This window comes from Flexithrix dorotheae DSM 6795 (assembly GCF_000379765.1).
Classification (GTDB): domain Bacteria; phylum Bacteroidota; class Bacteroidia; order Cytophagales; family Flammeovirgaceae; genus Flexithrix; species Flexithrix dorotheae.
Genome location: NZ_KB903437.1, coordinates 44,841 through 63,238, shown reverse-complemented (window position 1 = coordinate 63,238; position 18,398 = coordinate 44,841). Strand labels below are relative to the sequence as shown.

Sequence of the window (18,398 nt, the reverse complement as noted above, 5' to 3'; positions counted from 1 at the left end):
TTATATTAGTATATAGAACTGTAAACAACCAAAATTGTAAGTTTTTGGTTAAAACTTATACTTATATAGGTTAACAATCCAAATTCTTCAAAGGTGCTAAATATTATCGATATGAATAAATTTAAATTAATACTGTTGCTATTTAGCCTTATTCAAATACCTATTAATTTACTTGGACAAAATACTCCAAAAGTTTTAGTATTTGAAATCAGGGCAGAGATTGATCCCAGGATGAATCGCCATGTACAATTGGCTTTGGAAGAAGCCGATAATCAGAATGTGGATTACATCATTATCGATATGGATACTTATGGAGGGGCCGTAAATGACGCAGATGATATTCGTTCCATGATTCTGGAGTACGAAAAGCCAGTTTACGTGTTCATTAATAAAAATGCCGCCTCGGCAGGAGCCTTAATTTCCATTGCCTGCGACAGTATTTATATGGAAAAAGGAGCAAATATTGGAGCAGCAACCGTAGTAAATGGGGTAGATGGTGCTAAAGCTCCAGATAAATATCAATCTTATTTTAGATCGATCATGCGATCCACTGCGGAAGCAAATGGTAGAAATCCTAAAATTGCAGAAGCCATGGTGGATGAAAATTTAGAGGTAGAAGGCGTATCAGAAGCCGGGCAGGTAATTACTTTTACTGCTTCAGAAGCTATCAAAAATGGTTTTTGTGAAGGAATGGCAGAATCTGTTGAGGACGTTTTGGAAATTAATAATATAGAAAATGCTGAAATAATAAAATACAAACCAAGTGGAACAGAGGAAATAATCGCATTCTTTTTAAACCCTGCCATTAGCAGTTTATTAATTCTGATCATTATTGGTGGGTTATACTTTGAATTACAAACTCCCGGAGTGGGATTTCCTATTATAGCCTCTATTATGGCAGCAGTACTTTATTTCACTCCATATTATCTTAACGGACTTGCGGCCAATTGGGAAATTATTGCATTTGGGGTAGGTGTGTTATTAATAGCGGCTGAAATTTTTGTTATTCCAGGTTTTGGTGTGGCAGGTATTTCGGGAATTATACTTACAGTGGGTTCTTTGGCCTTGGTTATGGTGGATAATGACTGGTTTGATTTTTATTATGTACCAACAGGAGATTTGAAAAGTGCATTACTAGCTACATTTGGTGGAACTGTCGGGGCAATTGTTTTAATGTTTGTAGGAGCCTCCCAAATAAAAAGCAGTCCATTTTTAAAACATATCGCTTTAAATGAAACTTTGCAGAAGGATGAAGGCTATACCTCAAGCTTTAATTCCGATCAGATATTAGTAGGGTTAACCGGCAAGGCATATACTGTTCTTCGTCCAAGTGGTAAAATAATGATAGACGGGAAAATTTATGATGCTTCTACCAGAGGAGATTATATAGAAAAAGGAGAAGAGGTCATTGTAATTTCGGATGAAGGCACATCCTTAAAAGTGAAGAAACATGAGGCCGATAAACTGGTAGAATAAGAAGAGTAGTTTTAAAGGTTTTGCGGAGAGAGATAATTTTTTAGCACAAAAAAAAAAACAACCTTTTTGGTAACTATTTAGAGTTTTCCAGGTATGGTTACAATGAAAAGCTTTATTTTCACTGTAACCATTTTTTGTTTCTATCATTCTCCATCCACCTGAATTATGTTTAAAAACTTCCTCAACATTGCCCTCAGAAATCTTTTAAAGAATAAGATATTTTCATTCATCAATATTCTGGGATTAGCCATCGGCATTGCAGCCAGTCTTTTAATTATCCAATATGTTTCTTTCGAATTGAGCTACGATAATTTCCTGGAGAATAGATCCAGCCTTTACCGAATTCAACAAGATCGGTTTAATAAAGGAGAATTATCTACTCAGTGGGCTGCTGGTTGTTCGGCTGTAGGACAGGCTTTATCAGAAAACTTTCCAGAGGTGGAAGCTTTTGCCAGACTGACATCAATAGGTGGAGTAATCATACATAAAAAACCTAATGGGGAAAAAATACAATTCAGAGAAGAGCGAATGTTTATGGCAAATTCCTCATTTCTTCCCATGTTCAAATATAAAGTCATTAAAGGTGGAGTAGATTCTCTATTATTAAAAGAGCCATATAAAGCTGTTATTAATGAAAAAACAGCCAGAAAATATTTTCAGGATGAAGACCCGATTGGAAAAACCCTAAGCCTGAATGATAGAAACGATTTTGAAGTTGTAGGAGTGGTAGAGGACTATCCGGAAAATACCCATTTAAAGTTTGATATCCTTTTTTCATTTGAAACTTATGTAGACTGGCAAGGAGAGGATACGAGAACTGCCTGGTTTTGGGATGGATTTTACAACTACATTCTTTTAGCTCCAGGAACTGACTACAAACAGTTTGAAGCCAAAATTCCCGATTATATTGAAAAAACTATTGGTGAAAGCCTGAGAGAATATGATTCCTGGGTAAAGTTTAATTTGCAACCAGTACAGGATATTCATCTATATTCTGATTATATGATGGAAGCTGAAGTGAATGGAGATGGAAATACTGTTTATTTCTTATTAATTATAGCCTTTACCATTATCCTCATTGCATGGGTGAATTATATTAACCTTTCTACTGCTAGATCCATTGATAGGGCAAAAGAGGTTGGCATCCGGAAAGTGATGGGTTCTCAAAGACCACAACTCATCAGACAATTTTTACTGGAATCTTCTATAATTAATGCCATTGCCATAATGTTGGCACTAGTTCTTTTGGTCATGGTTACACCCTTTTTCAGTAATCTAATAGGAAAAAATATTCCACTATCTCTTTTTTCTAATGTAGAATTCTGGCTGGTGCTTAGTGGACTTTTTATAATTGGATCTTTTCTGGCTGGGATATATCCGGCATTTGTTCTTTCGTCTTTTCAGCCTGTAACCACTCTAAAAGGGAAAATGAGTACTTCAGCTAAAGGTGTATTTCTCAGAAAAGTGTTGGTAATTATCCAGTTTGCAGCTTCTGTATTTTTAATTGCCGGAACACTAACTGTAATGAAGCAGGTGGATTATATGCAAAACCAGGATTTGGGAGTGGATATCGACCAGACTGTAGTGATAAAAGCACCTGAAGTCAGAGATTCAACTTATTCCGATAGAGTGGAAAGTTTCAAAACAGAAATGTTGAGGTTTCCGAAAATTGAAAATATTTCTGTTTCTACTGCAGTACCTGGAAGTAAACCGGGATGGAATGCCGGAGGAATCCGGAAAATAAGTGATGAACCGACCAATAGCAATCAATACAGGGTAGTGGGAATCGATTATAATTTTGTAGATGCTTTTCAGTTGTCTGTGATTTCAGGAAGGAATTTTTCAAGAGATTTCAAAACTGATGAGGAGACCGTGTTGTTCAATGAATCTGCTATTAGATTATTGGGCTTTCAAAAACCGGAAGAGGCTTTAAATGAAAAAATATACTTTTGGGGAGATACCTTTAAAATTATTGGGGTAATAAAGGACTACCATCATGAGTCGTTAAAAAGCAATTTCGATCCTTTAATCTTCCGGTTAATTCCCTCAAGTAGAAATTATTATTCTCTGAAATTAAATCCTGAACAGGTTGGAGAAACTTTAGGGACTATAGAAGCGACCTACCGGGACTTTTTCCCTGGAAATCCATTTGAATATTTCTTTCTTGATGAACATTTTGAAAAACAATACAAAGCAGACATGCAGTTTGGAAAAATATTCGGAATTTTTGCAGGGTTCGCCATTTTTGTGGCCTGTTTAGGGCTTTTTGGTTTATCTTCTTTTATGGTGGTACAGCGTACCAAAGAAATAGGAGTGAGGAAAGTTTTGGGAGCTTCCATAATTAGCATTATCAATTTACTTTCAAAGGAATTCGTGAGGTTAATTATAGTAGCAAGTGTTGTGGCGCTTCCTTTGGCCTGGTTTACTATGAATAACTGGTTGGAGGGATTTGCCAATAAAATTAATTTGGGCTGGTGGGTATTTCTGCTTCCACTTGGATTGATCTTACTAATAGCTCTGATCACGGTAAGTATTCAAACTGTAAAAGCTGCAATCAGTAATCCTGTGGATGCTTTGCGGAATGAGTAATATAGATATTGAATTAAAGGTGATAAAAAAAATAGACAGCTTCTTTTCCTTCACCTGGTCCTACAGCCGTCAGGTTAACCAAATTTACCATCCTCGTTTGCAAGGAGGATGGCCGAGCCAAGCGTTTAAAACGCTATTTTGGCTTACTGGCGATACAACCGCCATTCTCGAACCTTGCTTAGCGGAGCGTAACGAGGAGGAAGATTTTAACCTGACGGCTATGTCCCTAGCCTCCTCAATTGAGGGGTAAATAAAGGGGAGGTTTTTAGCTTTCTCTAAAAAACCAGATAAGGTAGACATCTGAAGGAAAAATTTAGATTTAGTAAGAAGTCCCCTTTTAGAGAGCCTACTTTCATCTCAATATTAAATAGTGGTGTGGTGGAAAGCTATTTTGTTTCTATTTATTTAAACATGTTTCTATTAATATTTACACAATTTTTGAAGGCTATTCTGTTAATCTCACCCTTTAAAATATTCCTTTTATTGTTGTTTAGTCTCTAAGTCTTGTTTTAGGATTTATAAAAATCTATTTTGGTACTTTTAAGCTAAAAAGTATTACCCAAAAGGTTTTAAAATAAGGGAAGCCTTTTGTACTCAAGGAAGATGAAACTTTTACATACAGGGGACTGGCATTTGGGGAAAAGATTAAATGATTTGCCAAGGCTGGAAGAGCAAAAACAGGTCTTGGAAGAAATTATTGAAATTGCTGAAAGGGAAGAAGTTGATGCAATAATTATTGCAGGAGATTTGTACGATCAGTTTAACCCACCGAATGAGGCGATTGAATTATTTTATAAGTCTGTTCATAAACTTTCCAATAATGGGAAAAGAGCTGTAATTGCCATTTCCGGAAACCACGATTCTCCCGATCGTATCGAAGCCCCTGATCCGCTGGCCAAAGCATGTGGGATTATTTTAGTGGGATATCCTTCCACCGAAGTTTCTCCAATGGCTCTGGAAAGTGGTTTGTCTATCACCAGGTCTGCTCAGGGTTTTGTGGAACTTCAATTGCCAAATGCTAATGTTCCACTCAGAATTTTATTGACACCTTACGCCAATGAAGGTCGGTTAAAACAATTTCTTGGAATTGAAAACCAGGAGGAACAATTGCGGATGGTATTGAAAAACAATTGGAAGGAATTGGCCAAAAAATACTGTGATGATAAAGGGGTAAATATTTTAATGGCACATCTTTTTATGATGAAAAAAGGTGGGGAAAAACCTGAAGAGCCAGAAGATGAGAGGCATATTCTGCACGTTGGAGGGGCTCAGCCTATTTATTCCGAAGATATTCCCAAAGAAATTCAATATACTGCCCTGGGACATTTACACAGGCTTCACCATGTTAATCAGGAAGGTAAAAGCCCTGCTTTATATAGCGGAAGTTTGCTGGAATATAGTTTCAGTGAAGCCAATCAGAAAAAGTATGTTGTCATCATAGAGGCTGAACCAGGCAAGGATGTGAAGTATAATAAGCTGGAGTTGGAGTCGGGGAAAAAATTGTTCAGGAAAAAATTTGAAGATAAAGATTTGGCCATTGAATGGTTGAAAGGGAATCCGGATACTTTTGTGGAACTTACGCTGGTGAGTGATTCTTTTATTACAGCTCAAACTAAGAAAGAGCTTTATAATGTACATTCTGGCATCGTTTCGATTATTCCCGAAATCAAAAACCTGGATAAAATTCAGGGAGAGCAAAATGTTATTGATTTAAGTAAGAATATCGATCAGCTTTTTAAAGATTATTTTAAGCATAAAAACGGACAGGAAGCCAATGAGGAAATCATGAATTTGTTTCATGAAATTATTAATGGGTAAGGAGGTTTGTAACTCATAATAATACAAAAACAATGCTTTCAACCATATCTGATTATTCTAACTATTAATTGTGAATGGGGATTAAACATTTTGTCTTTTTTCCAGTCGATAAAAAAAAACGGCAGTGGCCGACCGTGAAAAAATCTTTACCTTCAAAAAGGTTTTCCGAGGAAGTTGAGGTACAAACCTGGAGGAGAACCCCACTAAGGACTAGAAAGAAGTATTCAGTATCTATCACTTTTTTCCACATGGAGTTTGAAAGCATTTGAATACCATTAAGACTTTTTTTAAGAAAATGACCAATGGTTATTTGAATAAGAAAGAATTTTGAAATATAGAAAAATCAGTTAATTACCAAATTATAGAAATTTATCATAAATGATTCCGATTAGTCTTACCCTGGAAGGACTTTATTCCTATAAAGGCAAACAAACGATAGATTTTACCCAGTTAATTTCCAATAATTTATTTGGAATCTTTGGGCAGGTGGGAAGTGGAAAATCATCCATTTTGGAGGCGATGATGTTTGCCATATATGGTGAGACAGACAGGCTAAACTCTCGTGGTGATGACAGGAATTACAATATGATGAACCTGCAATCTGACAGGTTGTTGATTGACTTTGAGTGTTTTGCCGGGAAAAATGGTAGGGAGATTTACAGGTTCGTCTATGAAACAAAACGAAATTCCAAAAATTTTAATGATGTTAAACCCCCGGTGAGGCGGGTTTTGAAAAAGGATGGCGAAAATTGGCTGCCTTTGGAAAAATGGGATGCACAGGAAATAATTGGAATGAGTGCCAAAAATTTCAAACAGACGATCATCATTCCACAAGGGAAGTTCAAAGAGTTTATTGAATTGGGTGCAACAGATCGTACCAAAATGCTTCAGGAACTTTTCCAGCTCGATAAATTCGATCTTTCAGATAAAACCAGAGGTTTATTTACCCAAAATAAAGAAAATCTGATAGCGACTTCTTCCCGACTTGAAAGCTATGAGGAATATACACAAGAGCTTTTGAAGGAGAAAACAGAACACTTGAAGGTTCTGGAAAGTGAAAAGTCTGAGCTGGAAAAAGCACTTAAAGAGAAACAAGCTTTGGTAAATGCCCAGAAAGCTTTACAAGATTTATTTCTGGAGAAAAGGGAAAATGAACAACAATTCGAAAAATTAGCTGCACAACAGGAAAAAGTAAATGCTCTGGAAGTTCATCTTTCTCAACTCGATAAGGCAGAAAGACTTTTTCGTGATAAGCTGGAAAATATTAAGAAAACCAGAAATGATATTGAGCGCAAAGATTCTACAATTCTTTCCATTGCTTCTGAGAAAAATAGGATTGGCAAAGACTTGGAAAATGCCAAAAGCAATTTTGAGCAGGCCAAAAAAGATTTTGATGAAAAGGATAAAATAAAAGCAAAGTTTGAAGACCTGGGGATTATCATAAACCTGAAGGAAGAAAAGGAAAAACTGGGAAAGGTTGAAGAAAAACTTCAGGCTGTGGGCCAAAAACTTGAGGGACAAAAAAAGGAATTAGCAAACCAGGAAAAAATTCAGGAGGAGGACCAGGAAAAAAGGAAGTCATTAAGAACAAAATCAGGAGATATTTCCCAATTGAAAGATGCTGAAAACTGGTTTTTAACAAATGTAAACCTTTCTGATCTGGTGGCAAAAAATAAACAACTGCTTGCGGAGAGCGGGCAAAAACTGGAAAAGATTAAAGGGAAAAAGGAAACAATTTTGGAAAAAGCCCAAATGAAAGATTTTGTTGATAAGCCATTTGAGGAGATTTTGGGCGAATTAAAGAAGAGGAAAAATGACATTACTCAACAGCAAATTGATTTCGAGATTTCTCAAAAATTTCTGGAGGCCAGAAATGATTTAGAGGCTGGAAAGCCTTGTCCGGTTTGTGGTGCTACAACACATCCGTTGAATATTCATGAGGAAAATGCTGAAAATAGACCAAAGGAAAATGCGGATAGTTTTGCCTTAAAAATTAAAGAAATAGATGAAACAGAACGAGCTATTGTCCAATTATCAAATGAATTTTCCCTTAACCATCAATTGAGAGAAGAAAGAAAAGAATCGCTAAATACAGCTCAATTGGATTTAGACAAGCATGAGGAAAAGTTTGACTTCTCCGGGGTGGAAAAAAGTGATTTCGAAAAGATTCAAAATCAAATCAAAGCACACAATGCTTTGCAAAAATCAATTGAAGAGGTAGAAAGCAAGTTAGAGGATACGGAAAAATTGGTTAAACATTTACAAAAGGAAATTGAAACCTTACAACATGGATTTAATCATCAGGAAAAAGAAAAAAGTGTACTGGAAGCCTCAATAAAGAAGGATTTGGCAAGCCTAAAAATTCTTGAGTTTGAAAAATATCAGGCTTATCCAATTGAAAAGCTGGCGAAAAGCAGGGAAAATGGAGAACAGTTGATTGAGAGAATTGAAAGTACTTATGAAAAAACCAATGCGCTGGTAAGTCAGTTGGAAAAAGCTGAATCGGCCAAAACTGGCCAATTGTATGCTGAGCAGGAAAACCTGAAAGAACTGAGAGGTCAATTAAAATCTCTGGAAGAATTACTGGAAAAAACTATTGCTGAATCAGAGTTTGAGGGATTGGATGAAATCCACCAGCTACTTCAATCTCAGCTTGATGTTGAGCTGGAAAGGAAAAGAATTGAGGAGTTTAAAAGTTTGGTTCAGGAAGTTCGGCTGAAACTAAAATCTGTAAAGGAAAAAATTGGGGATCAGGAATTTAATGAGGAGGAATTTGAAAAAGGAGAAAGAGAATTGAGGGAACTTGATGCAAAAAAGCTTGCGCTTGAACAAAATCTGGCGGTGATTAAAAAAGAGATGGACAATGCCCGGGTAAAAATAGCCGAAAAGGAAAAATTACAGCAGGAAGAAACCCGGTTGAAATTAAGGGCTGAAAATCTTAAAACTCTTTCAGATTTGTTTAGAAGCAAAGGTTTTGTGGAGTATGTATCTTCAATTTATCTGCAAAACCTGGTAGAAAATGCCAATCAGCGATTTATGAGACTTACCAAGAACACTCTTAGTCTGGAGCTGAATGAAAAGTATGATTTTATTGTGAGGGATTTTCTGAATAATGGAAGAACCCGGTTGTTGAAAACATTGTCCGGGGGGCAGACTTTTCAGGCAGCCCTTTGTCTGGCTCTGGCTTTGGCCGAAAATGTGAAATCTCTGAATCAATCCGAGGAAAGTTTCTTCTTCCTTGATGAAGGTTTTGGTACTTTGGATAAAACCTCACTAAATATTGTTTTCGAAACACTTCGGGAATTGAAGAAAGAAAATAGGATAGTTGGGGTTATTTCCCATGTGGAAGAATTACAACAGGAAATTGACGTTGCTATTCATGTAAATAACGATCAGGAAAAAGGTAGTATAATTCAATACAGCTGGAAATCCTGAACTATCGAAAAAGGATGAGATTTTTTCTGGTGATAATATTTTTTACGGCTACTCACCTCCATGCCCAGACCTGGATTTTAGAAAATGAGGTACATACCAAACCGATTGACAAAGTGAGTATTGATAATAATGATAATCTGGTGATCGCCCATTCGGGAGGAGAAGTTTCCAAATACGATACTAATGGGGAATTACTTTACGAATATTCTCCAGTAAGGCAAGGAGAATTAAGTCTTATCGAAGCCTGGAAAACCATAAATATTTTTACGTTTTCGAGAGATTTCCAACGATCGGAAGTTTTAAACCGCCAACTGAACCTCACATTTGAATTTGAATATACCCATCCTGAAATTGGTTTTGTGGAGTTTGCTACAAATTCAGCCGATGGGAATATCTGGATTTTTGATAGAAATGATCTTGCTGTAAAAAAAATTAATCCTCAAACTGGTGAACTTATTTTAAATATTCCACTGGATACCATTTTTCCAAATACAAATCTGGAAGTAAATTATATGAGGGAATTCAGAAATAAGCTTTATTTAATTATACCTGAAACCGGGATTGTTATTTTTGATGCTTTTGGAGCACTTTCCAGAAAAATTGATTTCGGAGGGAAAGACTGGATAGGGTTTACAGGAGATTATATTTATTATTTGAATGAGGTTGGGAGTTTAGAAATGATGGGGCTTTTTAACCTGAAAAAACAAATAATTGAACTGCCGGAAGGGGATTGGTACAAAGTGGTTTTGGTAAAAAATAGTGGCAAAGCCTACTTAGTAAAAAATGAAGGATTTACAGTTTTTGATTTAAATATTGAATAATATTTTCATTGCCAGCATGGTTTCCTGAAATTTTAATTCTAATCGATTTATTAAATCTTCCATTAATAATTTTTCCCCGGCAATAATCAAATCCCTTATTTCAGCAATGATTTCCACCATTCCATTTGCCCCAACAGTACCACAACTGCCTTTCATTTTATGTAGAATTTCTCTGATCTTTACAAGGTTCTTTTCCTGAAAAGCCAGTTCAATATCTTTTAAATAAATAGGAATTTGTTTTTCGAATATTTCCAATATTTCACGAATAAAAGTTTTATCCTCAATCTTCATAAGGCTCCTGACAATTTTTTCATTCATCAAGCCGCTTTTGAAATATCCCGAAATGTTATTCATTTGTTAGCTTGTTATCCTTTTCATCAATTCTTAATGCTCAACTTGCAATTTAAAAAAAGCCTTTCGGTAAGCCTAGGTTGAAAAGTGAAGGATTCCTAATGAGGTTCCTAAAATGAGAAAAACCACTTCTTTAGGGTAAAAAAGTGGTTTTTCAATCATGGACTTAATATTTAAACTAAACTTTATATTCCTTTCTATAATCTTTAGTTCTCAATTTATTTGCCTCCTTATCATCAAATTTTTCTTTGGCAGGATCCCATTTTAGTGGCCTTCCAAGCTGATAAGCTATATTTCCAATATTACAAATCGAGGAGGAGCGATGTCCTATTTCCACATCACAAATAGGTTTTTCCCTTGTTTTTATGCAATTTATCCAATCTGCATAATGATTTTCACTTTTATAAAGCCTGATTTCATTATCACCGATCTTTTTATCAGCAATATTAGCTGGATCAGTTTCAAGGAAGCTTCTGCTTACTTCCAGTTTTCCTTCCGTTCCATTGAACTGAACCGCCCATCCTCTTCCAAAATCTTCATGGATCATTTCAATTCCATTCGCATATTTCATGACTAATCCTCTTACTGCAGTCCTGTCTTTTGGAGGTATTAGTTCAACCGGACCAGTTTCATCCATACCTAATCCCCACTGAGCAATATCAAACATGTGTGCACCCCAATCGGAGAATATACCACCACCAAATTCTTTATAATCTCTCCACTTTGGCCAGACATCATCCGTAATTGGTGGAGCTAATATAGGAGAATACTCTCTAAATTGTGCCGGACCAACCCATCTGTCCCAATCTAAATTATCAGGTACTTTTTCTCCAGGTAAATCACATGGAATAGCCGGATCACCTACATTTACTTTCACGGTTTTAATTTCTCCAATGTATCCATTTCTTACCAATTCACAAGCATGTAAGAACCGCTCAGAAGATCTTTGCATACTTCCGGTTTGTACTACCTTCCCAAGTTTTCGGGCGGTTTTTACCATTTGTCTGCCTTCCCAAACAGTATGGGCAAGAGGTTTTTCACAATAAACATCCTTTCCCGCTTTCATGGCATCAATAGAAGCTTTTGCGTGCCAGTGATCTGGTAAAGCCACAATTACGGCATCAATGTCCGATCTGTTGATGAGTTCTTCGTATTCTTTGTATCCCTCAATTCCTTTAAAATTGTCTTTTCCTGAAACTTCTGCATAATGGTTTTTCGCGGTGTTTAAAAAGAAATCAAGTTTTTTAGAATTTACATCACTCGCTGCTACCATCTGGATATTGGGTAGTTTCAAAAACCTTGGCCCAAGTCCTTTACTTAGTTTTCCTGTTCCTATAAATCCTAAAGTTACCTTGTCGCTGGGAGCTGTAAACCCTTTTCCTAAAACATATCGGGGAACAATGGTGAAAGCCGCCATGGTGGCAATGGAATTTCCAATGAATTTCCTTCTGGAATTACTTCTGTTAGTGTTTTGTTTCATTTTTCTATTTTACTTTAAATAATGGTAAGATTGTGAATTTGCAAGGAAAATGTTGATAATCGAATTAATTTACATTTTTATAATATGTAAATATTTTTTCAAAGCATTAATCTGCTAATTTGGCAATTTGATGCTCAAATTAATCTTTTTGTAGGATCAAAAAAAAAGAATCTTGATTTACCCATAAAAATGTACTGCCAGAGAAGAGCCACTATAAAATTAAAAAACCATTAATGATAGAATAATGATAATTGAGGTCCATTTTCCTGAAGATTCTCATAATTTTATTGAGAGGAACATTCAAAATTTGGAATATCATTTCAATTTAATTTTATGCAAAGACAAATACCAGACTTCTATAGTAAAATAATTGTTTTTTTACTTCTTAATTTTTTTTGTGTTAATCCTCTAAGTGCCCAGGTAAAAGGGTATGGAAATAAACCCTTAAAAGTAAACCTGAATGAATCTGGAAGTCATTATTTAAAATTTAGTGCATCTGGACAAGTTTGGTTAAGAACTACTCAAAATAATCCTGGAAGTATGGTATTTGGAGAACCTCAGGATATAACTACCGATTTTTCAATTAGAAGATATCGTTTAGGGGTCTCAGGAAAAATTACCGACAAAATCTACTTTTTTACCTCACTTGGTAAAAACAATATTAATTATCTTTCCCAAACAGGTATTAGTGCCGATGTATTGGATATTCTTGGAGAATATGAATTCAATAAAGCATTTGCCATTGGAGCGGGAAAAGTTTCATGGACAGGATTTTCAAGATATTCTGCTCCAAGCACTTCCAAAGTTTTGGGGGTGGATGTGCCATTATTTGCAATGGCTACTATCAATCAGACAGATGACTTACTGAGAAAATTAAGCATTTATACAAAGGGACAGGTGGGAAAGTTCGATTATAGGCTGATTGCTTCAAAACCTTTTGCCGCACAATCGAAAAGTGGTTACGATCCTACAATCAAAGAAAATATAGCGACTTTTTCAGATTTAGCTCCCAGAATACAGACTTCAGGATATTTTAAATGGCATTTTTGGGATATAGAAAGTAATCAATCTCCTTATATGTCCTTTACAGAACATGGGAAGAAGAAACTATTAATTTTGGGCGCAGGTTTTGAATTTCAGCCTAAGGCTCTGTGGCATTTGAATGCCGGAGATACCGTATTAAATATGTTGAAGCTTTTTGCTATAGATTTATTTATGGAAACGCCTGTGAATAAATCGGGTGATGATGCTATTACCATTTATGCGGGATTATTTCATTTTGATTTTGGTCCAAATTACATCCGGAATATTGGGGCAAATAATCCGGCAAATGGGGTTGATCCAACCAAGGCTTCATTTAATGGTGCAGGAAATGCATTTCCTATGATTGGTACGGGAAATATTTTTCATGGGCAATTAGGATACTTAATCCCAAATCGGTTACTTTGGGAAAAAGGTCCCACTTTTCAACCTTATTTCACTGTCCAGTTAGCCGATTACCAAAGATTAAATGACCCTCTTGCGGTATATGATATGGGAATAAATATGCTGTTATACGGACATTTGGCTAAAGTAACTTTTGGTTACCAAAACCGTCCTATATTTTCAAATAATGATATTCAGGTAATTGATAGAAAATCAATGTATGTCTTGCAAATTCAGATTCGAATTGAATAAAAATGGTTTAAGCCATTAATTATCATTTCATAAAAATTAAAACACACAACAATTTAATTTAAATTTTGTCTTAACAAAAATCCAATTTTCTGATGGGAGACTTTAAGAACTACAAAATTCCATTTACACCAAGTAAAAAGTACAGCAAAAAAGTAGCTTACTTTTCAATGGAGTTTGGCATTGATCAGGCTTTAAAAATATATTCAGGTGGTTTGGGGTTTCTTGCGGGATCGCACATGCGAAGTGCTTATGAACTTAAACAAAATCTGATTGGAATAGGCATTTTATGGAAATATGGTTATTATGATCAAATCAGATCGGCTGATCAATCTATGAATGTGTTATTTCAGGAAAAAATTTATAGTTTTTTGGTGGATACCGACATTAAGTTCCAAATTGATATAAATGGGCATCCGGTATTTGTAAAAGCTTATTATTTGCCACCAGAAGTATTTAATTCTGCTCCAATGTTTTTGTTGTCAACCGACCTTCCTGAAAACGACTATTTGGCCAGAACAACTTCTCACAAACTTTATGATGCTGATAAAGCAGCAAGAATAGCTCAAAATATTCTTCTTGGGGTTGGAGGAGCCAAACTTATAGATGAAATTGGTTTTAATCCAGACATTTATCATTTGAACGAAGCTCATGGATTAGCAGCAGGATTCTATTTGTATAATAAGCATGAAAACCTGGATCAGCTCAAAAAGCAGTTGGTTTTTACCACACATACTCCGGAGGAGGCAGGAAATGAGAAAACAGATATCAGGTTGTTGGAAAAAATGAGCTTTTTCTGTGGTTTGCCTTTAAGTAAAGTAAGAGAAATAACGGATACCTGGGATGATACATTTAACCATACTTTAGTGGCACTAAGGTTTGCCGGAATAGCGAATGGTGTTTCCAAAATCCATGGGGAAGTAGCCAACAGAATGTGGAAAAGTTATGATGGAATCTGTAAAATAAAAGCCATCACCAATTCGCAAAATAAAACTTATTGGGCAGATAAAACTTTATCGAAAGCACTTGAAAAAGATAATAAAGAAAAATATTTTGAAAGAAAACAGGAACTAAAGAAAGAACTTTTTGAAGTAATTGCTGATCAAACAGGGCAAATGTTTGATCCAAAAAAACTGACGATTGTCTGGGCAAGGAGGTTTGCAAGTTATAAAAGACCTGATTTGATCACTTATTCAGAAAGGGCGCTCAAAATTATTAGGGATACCAAAATGCCTATTCAAATGATTTGGGCCGGGAAGCCATATCCTATGGATTATGAAGCAACCAGTACCTTCAATAAGCTGGTTCATATGAGCAAAGATTACCCAAATGTTGCTGTGTTGGTAGGATATGAATTAAAACTTTCAGGTTTATTGAAAAAAGGTTCTGATATCTGGTTGAATAATCCATTGGTAACCAGAGAGGCATCAGGAACAAGTGGCATGACAGCCGCCATGAATGGCTCTGTGAACTTCTCTACTAATGATGGTTGGATTCCTGAATTTGCAAAGCCAGGAGAAAATTGTTTTGTGGTTCCGGAGGTAGATATTAATCTGCCTAAGCACGAACAAGATGCAAAAGATTTGGAAAATATTATGGACCTTTTTGAGAAGACGGTTTTACCCACTTATTATAATGACCAGGATAAATGGTATGAAATAGTGAGGCAGAGTTATTCAGATGTCGTAAAAGGTTTTGAATCTGGAAGGATGGCAGATGAATATTATAAGGAAATGTATAATTTCTAAAAACAAAAAGGGATCGCTTATTTGTAAGCGATCCCTTTTTCTTATGTATAACTAAAACTACTTCTTTTCTTCCTCATTTACAGAATTTTCTTCAATAGCTTTGATTTCCTCCTCAGTGGCTTCTTCCAGTTCAGAAGAATTGTTTTCAACTTGAGTTTTCATTGCCTCTATAGCCTGGGTATTAATAGGCTCAATACTTAAAATTTTAATTTCAGTTCTTCTGTTTACCCTGTGTTCGTCTTCAGATTGGGCATTTTCTACTTTTAAAGAAAATTTTCCATAACCTCTTGCCAAAACAGAAGATTCTGGAATACCATGGGCAATAAGGTAATCTACTACGAAATTGGCTCTTCTTTGTGAAAGTCTTAAGTTGTAGATATCACTTCCTCTATCATCACAGTGAGAGCTGATTTCTATTTTCAGGTTTTGATTATCCTTTAAGAACCTGGCTAATTTATCAATTTGTGGATTTTCCTTATTATCGAAGTAATAAGAATCGTAATCGTATAAAATCTCCTCAAAGTCATAGCCATTTTCCCCACTCTTCATGGATATTATATCTCCAATTTGTGGTTTATCCAATTCGTATTCCTGTCGAATGGTAGAGTCATTTATTCCAATAGCTACTAAGTCTTCTATAGGTACATCATCCACTTTTGGTGATTTAAAGCTTACTCTTTTTGTTAGAACACCTTCTTTAGCCATTACAAACTCATACTCCGCATCAGGATCCATTTTGAATTTTAACTTTCCATATTTTCCGGTAGTAAATTCTCCAACTTCTTCAAAATCGTTTTCCGAAGCAATAGGATTGGCAAGAGAATCCTCAATAAAAGTGGAGTATTCATTTAATATTGCGTCCTTTTCCTCTTTAATTTCTTCTTCATAGGCAGTAGCCAGGGAATCCTGCAGGTTTACAATAAAATCCTGTGCAATTGAATCAGCGACATTATTTATGTACTCTCTGGCCACTGGCTCCCCGGCTTCTTTTTCCATTTTCACTTTGAGATCAGCAGTTAGTTCTTCCTTATAATCATCTATAATTTTCTTTTGAATATCAGCAGTAATATTGTTTACCAGAGAGTCCTGTACTATTTTGGAATAAGTATTTACCATTTCCAGCTTCACATCCTGGATCTCTTCAGTGGAAAGTGGCTCAATATTTTTCTTTTTAAGGACTACTACATTCGCATTTAGTATAGGCTCACCAGCGAAAAAGTTACCATCTTTATCATTTCCGCCATCTTTTCCATATCTCAAACCAACTTCAACAAAGAAATCAAATTTCGGAGGAGTTTTATCCAGAAAAAAGTAAATATCATCTTCACCTTTTCCTCCAGGTCTATTTGAGGAGAAATATCCAGAAAGTGTATCATTGTAAATTAATCCAAAATCATCAAAAGAAGAGTTAAATTTTGGGCCTACATTTGAAACAGTGGTTCTCCTATTTTTTTTAGTAGCTACGAAAATATCCAAACCACCAAGCCCGGGGTGTCCGTCTGAAGCAAAGTATAATTTTCCGTCATCAGAAACCCATGGGAAAGATTCATTTCCGGGAGTATTGATTTTATCCCCAAGGTTTTGAGGTACTCCCCAAGTGCCATTTTTATTTCTTTTTACGCGATATAAGTCAATTTTTCCTTTACCTCCTGGACGGTTAGAAGAGAAATAAAGCGTTTTTCCATCCGCAGAAAAAACAGGAGCAGCATCCCAATATTCTACGGTACTAAATGGAAGTGATTCAGGAGTTGACCATATAGAATCTTTTTTCTCTGTGATAAATAGATTTACTTCTTTAAGTTTATCTTTTTTATATCCTGAATTTCCCCTTGCAAAAATCATTGTGTTGCCATTATCTGTAAATGTTGCAGTTCCAATATTTTGAATTCCTTTTGTAAAGGAAATTGGTATTCTTATTTCACTTATATTACCAGTATTTTGTATTGAATCTTCAATTTCCATTTTATAAATTCTTGAGGATCTATAATCATCAGCTGGAATTTCTTCACCATTACTTCCTGTATAAAACAAAGGTTTACTACTTGTATAAAACAATGTAAGGTTTTGGGAAGAATCCTTCAAAATTACCTGTCCATATTCAGAGCCTTCAGAATTAACTGCATTGCAATTCATAATGTTGATAAACTCATTCGGAACAAGCGCTATGATTTTTTCCACCTCTTTTAAAGCTTTCAATTCTTTATTGGCCTGCTCCCAAAATTCTATTTCAGAGCCAATTTCAAGGTAAGCCTTAAACTGTTCCTCAGCTTCCTTATACATGGCATTCATTTTATAAGCATAGGCCAAATAAAACTTAGCATTTTCATTTCCTTCACCTTCTTCAAGAGAGTTTTTATAAAAATCTTTTGCTAGGTATAATCGGTTGGAAAGCCTATAAGCTTCTGCAATTTTATAGTTTATCCTTGCTTTATCTTTGCCAGAAGTTAAGGAAAGTGCATTTTTATAATGGTCAATAGCAAATTGATAATCACCCTTTTTTACGCTTTTATCTCCTTTCTTTTCCTCTTTATCTCTGCTTTGAGAATAGACCAGATTGAAAGTAAAAAATGCCAATACTGACAACATTAAAAATCGAGAATAAAATGGTTTCATAATCTTTTATGAATTATTAAAATCTTCCTATTTAAAAAATTTGATTTACCCAAAAATTGAGGAACAGTAGTATTCTGTTCTTATCATAAAGTTGGGATAAGGGAAAATGGGGTGTAGCCTTAAAAAAAAAATTAAAAAGGCATGTAGAAAGAAAGTAGGTTTTACAACAAAAATTCACGCTTATTAACAAGAATATCAAAAAATAACCTGCCAAATAAAAACTAGTATCCTTTCCCAAATAATTTATTGTTGGTCAACATATACCAATTTCCCCTATAAGGGAGTTGTAAGTGGGTAGTTGATCAATCACCAGGGATAACTTTTCCAAAAATTAAAGTTCAAATCTGGAAAGCACATCAACCAAATTTTTAAAAATCCGGTGATAATATTTTT

Annotated in this window: 11 protein-coding genes; 8 read left to right on the top strand and 3 right to left on the bottom strand. The window is 35.3% G+C overall.

Going from position 1 to position 18,398, the window contains the following annotated elements:
- Positions 1 to 111: 111 nt before the first annotated feature.
- From A3EM_RS0111845 to A3EM_RS0111815, 6 genes are all read left to right on the top strand, one after another.
- Positions 112 to 1,476, top strand: coding sequence for an NfeD family protein (locus A3EM_RS0111845; RefSeq protein ID WP_020528429.1), 1,365 nt, complete (start codon positions 112 to 114; stop codon positions 1,474 to 1,476).
- Between the two features lie 165 nt (positions 1,477 to 1,641).
- Positions 1,642 to 4,065, top strand: a complete 2,424-nt coding sequence (locus A3EM_RS0111840) for an ABC transporter permease (RefSeq protein ID WP_020528428.1) — start codon at positions 1,642 to 1,644, stop codon at positions 4,063 to 4,065.
- Entirely contained in the window at positions 4,058 to 4,315 is a 258-nt protein-coding gene (locus A3EM_RS0111835; protein WP_020528427.1) for a hypothetical protein, read from the top strand. The genes A3EM_RS0111840 and A3EM_RS0111835 overlap by 8 nt, the downstream gene beginning before the upstream one ends.
- Positions 4,316 to 4,668: 353 nt before the next feature.
- Positions 4,669 to 5,883, top strand: coding sequence for a metallophosphoesterase family protein (locus A3EM_RS0111830; RefSeq protein ID WP_020528426.1), 1,215 nt, complete (start codon positions 4,669 to 4,671; stop codon positions 5,881 to 5,883).
- Between the two features lie 378 nt (positions 5,884 to 6,261).
- Positions 6,262 to 9,318, top strand: coding sequence for an SbcC/MukB-like Walker B domain-containing protein (locus A3EM_RS0111820; RefSeq protein ID WP_020528424.1), 3,057 nt, complete (start codon positions 6,262 to 6,264; stop codon positions 9,316 to 9,318).
- Between the two features lie 14 nt (positions 9,319 to 9,332).
- The gene (locus tag A3EM_RS0111815; RefSeq protein ID WP_020528423.1) at positions 9,333 to 10,139 is read left to right on the top strand and encodes a hypothetical protein; all 807 of its coding nucleotides are present in this window, start codon (positions 9,333 to 9,335) and stop codon (positions 10,137 to 10,139) included.
- Here the strand turns inward: A3EM_RS0111815 and A3EM_RS0111810 are convergent.
- Together A3EM_RS0111810 and A3EM_RS0111805 are read right to left on the bottom strand one after the other, a co-directional pair.
- Positions 10,125 to 10,493: an Hpt domain-containing protein gene (locus tag A3EM_RS0111810; protein ID WP_020528422.1), complete on the bottom strand. Its 369-nt coding sequence runs from the start codon at positions 10,491 to 10,493 to the stop codon at positions 10,125 to 10,127. The genes A3EM_RS0111815 and A3EM_RS0111810 overlap by 15 nt on opposite strands.
- Positions 10,494 to 10,668: 175 nt before the next feature.
- The gene (locus tag A3EM_RS0111805) at positions 10,669 to 11,970 is read right to left on the bottom strand and encodes a Gfo/Idh/MocA family protein (protein WP_020528421.1); all 1,302 of its coding nucleotides are present in this window, start codon (positions 11,968 to 11,970) and stop codon (positions 10,669 to 10,671) included.
- A 333-nt stretch (positions 11,971 to 12,303) separates the two neighbouring features.
- Here A3EM_RS0111805 and A3EM_RS0111800 point away from each other — a divergent pair, with 333 nt between their 5' ends.
- Positions 12,304 to 13,647 (top strand): porin, encoded by a 1,344-nt coding sequence (locus A3EM_RS0111800; protein ID WP_020528420.1) that lies wholly within the window; start codon positions 12,304 to 12,306, stop codon positions 13,645 to 13,647.
- A gap of 92 nt (positions 13,648 to 13,739) precedes the next feature.
- On the top strand, positions 13,740 to 15,392 hold the full coding sequence (gene glgP / locus A3EM_RS0111795; RefSeq protein WP_020528419.1) for an alpha-glucan family phosphorylase: 1,653 nt from the start codon (positions 13,740 to 13,742) through the stop codon (positions 15,390 to 15,392).
- A gap of 57 nt (positions 15,393 to 15,449) precedes the next feature.
- Here glgP and A3EM_RS45760 read toward each other — a convergent pair whose 3' ends face one another.
- The gene (locus A3EM_RS45760; RefSeq protein WP_083925216.1) at positions 15,450 to 18,005 is read right to left on the bottom strand and encodes an OmpA family protein; all 2,556 of its coding nucleotides are present in this window, start codon (positions 18,003 to 18,005) and stop codon (positions 15,450 to 15,452) included.
- Between the last annotated feature and the right edge of the window lie 393 nt (positions 18,006 to 18,398).